A 6,205-nucleotide genomic window follows, 5' to 3' on the forward strand; every position below is an offset into this window, starting at 1 on the left:
CTCAACCCCCAGGGCTGAGCGCGCCGGTGGGTGGCCGGTAGGGCCCCGGCGGGGCGCCCCGGGCCGTCGGTGGCCGGCCCGGACGCGGAACCTGCTTTGCACTCAGTGCAAAACTGCTGGCCAAAGCGCATGAACGGCGGATTGAAACGCGTTATAGTCCGTCCATGCCCCTCTCACCCGGTACCCCCGCCCCCGATGTCTTCAGCCCGGCCAAGATCGGAAACGTGACGCTGCGCAACCGCATCGTCAAGGCCGCGACCTTCGAGGGCCGCTGCCCCGAGGGTCGGGTCACCGACGAACTCATCGAGTTCCACGCCGAGTACGCCCGCGGCGGCGTGGGCATGACGACAGTCGCCTACCTGGCCACCTCGCCCGAGGGTCGGACCGACCGGCACCAGTACCACTGGGGAATGAGTGACGGCGGCATGCTCCGCAAGCTCACCGACGCCGTGCACGCCGAAGGTGCGGCCGTGTCCGCGCAGGTCGGCCACGCGGGGGCGGTGGCCAACTCCGCCTCCACCCGGATGCCGGCGATGGGACCGTCCCGGATCCCGGCCCCCACGGGCATGTCGCTCACCAGGGCCTGCACCGAAGCGGACATCGACCGGATCGTCGAGGACCATGTCCGCGCGGCCCGCGGCGCGGCCGAGGCCGGGTTCGACGCGATCGAGGTGCACTTCGGGCACAACTATCTGGTCAGCGAGTTCCTCAGCCCTCGGCTCAACAAGCGTAAGGACTCCTACGGCGGGTCGCTGGAGAACCGTGCCCGGTTCGCCCGCCGCATCGGCCGCGCCATCCGCGACGCCATGGGTGACCGGATCGCGGTGACCATGAAGCTCAACATGGACGACGGCGTGCCCGGCGGCTTCTGGATCGACGAGGCGGTCCAGGTCGCCCGGTGGATCGAGGAGGACGGCTCGGCGGATGCCCTGGTGATGACCGTGGGCAGCTCGCTGCTCAACCCCATCTACCTCTTCAAGGGTGACGCGCCGCTGCACGAGTTCGCGGCCACCCAGCCGCCGGTGATCAAGCTGGGGATGAAGGTCGTCGGCCCGCGGATGTTCAAGGAGTACCCCTACACCGACGCCTACATGCTCGACGACGCCCGCCAGATCCGCGAGGCCGTCAGTCTGCCGATGATGCTGCTCGGGGGGATCGTCGACCGGCCGTCGATCGACAAGGCGATGACCGCGGGCTTCGAGTTCGTGGCGATGGGGCGCGCTCTGCTGCGCGAGCCCGACCTGCCCCTCACGCTGCAGGCCGACGACCGTCGGCGCTCCCTGTGCGTCCACTGCAACAGATGCATGGCCACGATCTACAGCGGGAGTCGCTGCGTGCTGCGCGAGCACGTGCCGCCCATCCCCGCGCGCAGGTGACCCGGGGCGGCCTCTCACCGGCTGCCCGGCAACCGCCCGGGTCACGTCGGCGGTGGGACGCCCCTGCGTGAGACCGGCGTGACGCTACGGTGGAACCCGAGGAGGCCCGCTCGAGTGGTTCGGGCCGGAAGGGAACCACATGTCGAGGCGACGGATCACCGACTACCGCGGCACGACCTGCGTGGTCACCGGCGCGGCCAGCGGGATCGGCCGCGCCGTGGCGATCGGGTTGGCGGGCGAGGGCGCCTCGCTGGTGCTGACGGACCGTGACGCAGCAGGCCTGGACTCGGCGGCGGGTGCCTGCCGGGACGCCGGTGGCACGCTGCTCGCCTCGGAGGCACTGGACATCACCGACCACGAGGCGGTGATGCGGTTCGGCGAGGGCGTCGTCGCCGCCCACGGCGCCCCGCACGCGGTCTTCCACGTCGCGGGTAACTCGGCCTGGGGACGGCCTGACCTCCTCGAGCACCGCGTGTGGCGGTCGATGGTCGAGGTCAACCTCATGGGCACCATCCACGTGGTCGAGGCGTTCGTCCCGGCGATGATGGCCGCTCGGCGACCCGCTGCCCTGGTCATGGTCTCGTCGGCCGCGGGCCTGCTCGGCCTGCCCTGGCACGCCGCCTACAGCGCGGCCAAGTTCGGCATCCGCGGCATCGCCGAGGTGCTGCGGTTCGATCTGGCGCCCTACCAGATCGGCGTGCACCTGGTGTGCCCCGGCGGCGTGGACACCCCGCTGGTGGAGACCGTGGAGATCGCGGGCGTGGACCGCTCGGATCCGAAGGTCGCCAAGACCGTGGACCAGTTCCGTCGCCATGCCGTCACCCCGGAGGTGGCGGCCTCCAAGACGATCGAGGGTGTGCGCAAGGGGCGCTACATCGTCTACACCTCGCCGGACATCAGGCTGGCGTTCGCCGCCCAGAAGTTCGCGCCACCTCTCTATATCCTCGCGATGAAGCTACTGAGCCGTCGTATCACCAAGGCCGGCGAGGGAATCCTCCCGTGAGGGGGATGGAGACCCTCAACGACGCCGCGATATTGCTGGCCCGGATCGGGCTCGGGGCGGTGTTCGTGGCCCACGGGTGGCAGAAGTTCTTCACCCTGGGGCTGGGCCGCGTGGGCGAGCAGTTCGCCGGGTACGGGATCCCGCAACCGGAGGTCACCGCGGCGGTCGTCGCCGGGGTCGAGCTGATCGCCGGGATCGCGCTCATCGCGGGCATCCTGACCCCGCTGGCCGGGATCCTGCTGGCGGTGGACATGGCGGGGGCCCTGTACTTCGTCCACGCCACCAACGGCCCCTTCGTGACCCAGAACGGGTGGGAGCTCGTGGTGGCGCTGGGGGTGGGGGTGTTGCTGATCGCCGCGGTCGGCGCGGGCAGGTTCAGCATTGACAGGGTCCTGGGCGGGTGAGCCGACGGCGTCCTGCCGGATGCGCGTCCGGCGTCGGCGGGGACCGGCATGGGTGGAGATCGGCTCAGCGCCAGGACGGCAACCAGAGCTGTTGGCTCCATTCCGTGGGGGTGATGGGCATCCCGGACAGGATGGGCAGCATGTAGATGAAGTTGGCCACCACCAGCGCGAGGTAGAGGCACACGATCCCGAGGCCGATGATCCGCCGGCGGGGGGAGTCGCCGGATCCACCGGCGATCTCGCCCAGCACCAGCGCGACCATCATCACGAAGAACGGCACCATCACCGCGGCGTAGAAGAAGTACATCTGACGGTCGTGCTGGAAGAACCACGGCAGGTAGCCGGCCATGTAGCCGACGAGCGGGAACGCGTACCGGCCGTCGCGGCAGATCACCGCCCGCCAGAACGCCCACCCGAGGACGGGGATCGCGAGCCACCAGATCGCGGGCGTGCCCAGGAGCATGATCGCGCGGACGCAGGAGTCCTGACCACAGCCGGTGACCTCCTCGCCCTGCTCGACGTAGTAGAGCATCGGCCGCAGGCTCATCGGCCAGGTCCACGGCTTGGATTCCCACGGGTGCCGATTGCCCGCCGAGGTGGTGAGCGAGGAGTGGAAGTCCAGCACGGAGGACTGGTAGTAGAGCCACGACTGCAGGGAGTCGGGCAGCCAGTTGTCCTCCACCTTGGTGCCCACGACATGCCGGTAGACGGAGTTCTCACTCGCGAACCACGGCAGCCAGGTGAACATGTGGATCAGGACGGGCCAGATGACGAGCGAGAAGAACGCGGGCACGGAGTCGCGGAGAAGGGCGCCCGCCACGGGGCGCCGGACGCCGTAGCGGCTGCGCAGTGCCCAGTCCCAGGCGACGGTCATGAGTCCGAAGAACGCGATGAAGTACAGGCCGGACCACTTGACCCCCAGCGCGAGCCCCAGCATGACGCCGGCGGTGAACCGCCACCAGCGGAACCCCAGCCGCGGCCCGAGATCCGACAGGTGGAGGCGTCCGGCGAGCGCGGCACGGTGCATGCGGCCGCGCATCTGGTCGCGGTCCACCAGCAGGGCGCCGGCGGCGGCGGTGACGAACAGGACCTGGTAGATGTCCAGCATGCCGATGCGGGAGGTCACGAACGTGACCCCGTCGAGACACATCAGCAGGCCCGCGATCAGGCCGAGCTGGGTGGAACGGGTCAGCCGCCTGGTGATCCGCATGACCATCAGCACCACCAGGACGCCGGCGATCGCGGCGGTGAACCGCCAGCCCAGGGGCGTGTAGCCGAAGAGCAGACCACCGAGCGACTCGATCTGCTTGGCGACGGGCGGGTGGACCACCAGGCCGTAAGCGGGGTTCTCCTCGATCCCCAACTGCGCGATGCTGAACGACTGTGGCGCGTAGTGCTTCTCGTCGAAGACCGGGGTGCCCTCATCCGTGGCGGAGGTGAGACCCCAGAAGCGGGAGAGGAAGGCCAGGACCAGGATGAGGCCGGTGGCCATCCAGTCGCGGGGGGTGTCGACCGGGCCGGTGTCCGGAACCGGGAGCGGGCGGCCCGGGGATCGCACGCCTGGGGTCGGGGTCACACGGCGAGCATAATGGGGGCCTTTCGGATGTCGGGGAGACGGGCAGGGCGAGTGAGTCGGCGCGGACCGGGGATAGTCTGGAGCGCATGACGTCCGGACGTGTCGTGTTGGCCGCCACCCCTATCGGGAACCCGGGCGACGCCTCGGCGCGACTGCGGGACCTGCTCGCCTCCGCGGACGTGGTGGCGGCCGAGGACACCCGGCGCCTGCGGGGGCTCGCCACCGCGCTCGGTGTGACCATCCGGGGGCGGGTCATGAGCTTCTACGAGCACAATGAGGCGGGTCGCGTCCCCCAGTTGATCGACCGCGTCCGGGCGGGAGACGTGGTGGCCGTGGTCACCGATGCGGGGATGCCCGCGGTATCCGACCCGGGTTATTCGCTGGTCACCGCGTGTATCGATGCGGACCTCCCCGTGACCTGTCTGCCCGGCCCGTCGGCCGTGACGACCGCGCTGGTCCTCAGCGGTCTGCCCGTGGACAGATTCTGCTTCGACGGCTTCCCCCCGCGTCGGGCGGGTCGCCGGCGGACCTGGTTGGCCCGCCTGGTCGCCGAGGAGCGCACGTGCGTGTTCTTCGAGTCACCGCACCGGCTCGCCGAGACGCTCGCCGAGGCCGCGGAGGCACTGGGTCCGGGTCGGCGGGCCGCGGTGTGTCGCGAGCTCACCAAGACCTACGAGGAGGTCCTGCGGGGCACGCTCGGCGACCTGGCCGACCGGACCGCTGACGGGGTGCGCGGGGAGATCGTGGTGGTGATCGAGGGGGCGGACGCGCCCGGTTCCGCCGCCACGACCGAGGACCTGGTGGAGATCGTCGAAGAGCGGGTCGAGGCGGGTGAACGGCTCAAGGACGCGTGCGCGACGGTCGCGGAGGGGTCGTCGCTGACCAGACGTGAGCTCTACCAGGCGGTCGTCGACGCGCGGGGTTGACCGACCCCGCGACGCCTCGCGGCCCACGCCGGTCACCAGGGCGGCGGACCGCCGCCCCAGGTGAACGCGGCCTTGTGCACGCATTCCTCCCATTCGGCGTCGGGGTCGGAATCGACGGTGATGCCCCCGCCCACGCCCAGCTCCACGCGCCCGTCGGGGGAGACCTCGAGGGTCCGGATGGCCACCGCGAGTTCGAGGTCCGGGCCCAGGGCGAAGCCGTACGCCCCGCAGTGCAGGCCCCTGGACCGCGGCTCCCACCCGGCGATCAGTTCCCGAGCCCGCGCCTTGGGGGTCCCGGTGACCGATGCGGGAGGGAACGTGGCCTCCACCAATGCCGGGTGGTCCGCGGTCGTGTGGGCGGTGACGGTGGAGACCAGGTGGTGCACCCCCGGTGCCGGCCGTACGGCGAGCAGGTCGGTCACGGTCACCGACCCGACGTCGGCCACGCGCCCGAGGTCGTTGCGGACCAGGTCGACGATCATGATGTTCTCGGCGACGTCTTTCGCCGACCCCAGCAACAACTCCGGGTCGAGGTCGGCCGCCAGCGTGCCCTTGATGGGGCTGGAGTGCACCTGGTCACCACGGCGAACCAGGTACACCTCGGGCGAGAACCCCAGGACGGCGCCCCAGGGGCCCTCGAGATACGCCGATCGTGAGGCGGGCGAGTGGCCGGAGATCTCGAGGAAGGTCTCGAGCGGGTCCGCGCGGAGATGCCCGTCCAGTCGGGTGCTCAGGCAGGCCTGGTAGACCTCGCCCGCCCGGATCGCCTCGAGGCACTCGACCACAGCAGAGCGGTGAGCCGCGCGGTCCGGGGCGGACCAGCGGGGGAGGCGGTCGGTCCGGGCGTCGTCGCGTCGGTCGGCGCCGTGGTCGCGCACCACCTGAACGGGGTCGGGGGCGTCGCCGTGACTCGACCACCG

6 protein-coding genes are annotated in these 6,205 nt (G+C 70.8%); 4 read left to right on the forward strand and 2 right to left on the reverse strand.

The window, feature by feature from the left end; genetic code table 11:
• The first annotated feature begins 164 nt into the window (after positions 1-164).
• The 3 genes from G6026_RS02730 to G6026_RS02740 all read left to right on the forward strand — a co-directional run bounded on the left by G6026_RS02730 (position 165) and on the right by G6026_RS02740 (position 2,783).
• Positions 165-1,376 (forward strand): NADH:flavin oxidoreductase, encoded by a 1,212-nt coding sequence (locus G6026_RS02730; RefSeq protein WP_182612195.1) that lies wholly within the window; start codon positions 165-167, stop codon positions 1,374-1,376.
• Positions 1,377-1,515: 139 nt separating this feature from the next.
• The gene (locus G6026_RS02735) at positions 1,516-2,379 is read left to right on the forward strand and encodes an SDR family oxidoreductase (RefSeq protein WP_182612196.1); all 864 of its coding nucleotides are present in this window, start codon (positions 1,516-1,518) and stop codon (positions 2,377-2,379) included.
• A 5-nt stretch (positions 2,380-2,384) separates the two neighbouring features.
• The gene (locus G6026_RS02740; protein ID WP_107756957.1) at positions 2,385-2,783 is read left to right on the forward strand and encodes a DoxX family protein; all 399 of its coding nucleotides are present in this window, start codon (positions 2,385-2,387) and stop codon (positions 2,781-2,783) included.
• 64 nt (positions 2,784-2,847) lie between these two features.
• Here the strand turns inward: G6026_RS02740 and G6026_RS02745 are convergent, their stop codons facing one another.
• On the reverse strand, positions 2,848-4,359 hold the full coding sequence (locus G6026_RS02745) for a phospholipid carrier-dependent glycosyltransferase (protein WP_182612197.1): 1,512 nt from the start codon (positions 4,357-4,359) through the stop codon (positions 2,848-2,850).
• Between the two features lie 86 nt (positions 4,360-4,445).
• Between G6026_RS02745 and rsmI the strand changes: the two genes are divergently transcribed.
• Positions 4,446-5,285: a 16S rRNA (cytidine(1402)-2'-O)-methyltransferase gene (rsmI, locus tag G6026_RS02750; RefSeq protein ID WP_182612198.1), complete on the forward strand. Its 840-nt coding sequence runs from the start codon at positions 4,446-4,448 to the stop codon at positions 5,283-5,285.
• Between the two features lie 32 nt (positions 5,286-5,317).
• Here the strand turns inward: rsmI and G6026_RS02755 are convergent.
• On the reverse strand, positions 5,318-6,205 hold an 888-nt coding region (locus tag G6026_RS02755; protein WP_182612199.1), incomplete at its 5' end, for an aminodeoxychorismate synthase component I.

This window comes from Dietzia sp. DQ11-38-2, assembly GCF_014145055.1.
Lineage (GTDB): Bacteria > Actinomycetota > Actinomycetes > Mycobacteriales > Mycobacteriaceae > Dietzia.

What these genes read in the sequence shown, in the direction of transcription:
- G6026_RS02730 (WP_182612195.1), top strand. Translation starts at nt 165, where the DNA reads ATGCCCCTCTCACCCGGTACCCCCGCCCCCGATGTCTTCAGCCCGGCC.
- G6026_RS02735 (WP_182612196.1), top strand. Translation starts at nt 1,516, where the DNA reads ATGTCGAGGCGACGGATCACCGACTACCGCGGCACGACCTGCGTGGTC.
- G6026_RS02740 (WP_107756957.1), top strand. Translation starts at nt 2,385, where the DNA reads ATGGAGACCCTCAACGACGCCGCGATATTGCTGGCCCGGATCGGGCTC.
- rsmI (WP_182612198.1), top strand. Translation starts at nt 4,446, where the DNA reads ATGACGTCCGGACGTGTCGTGTTGGCCGCCACCCCTATCGGGAACCCG.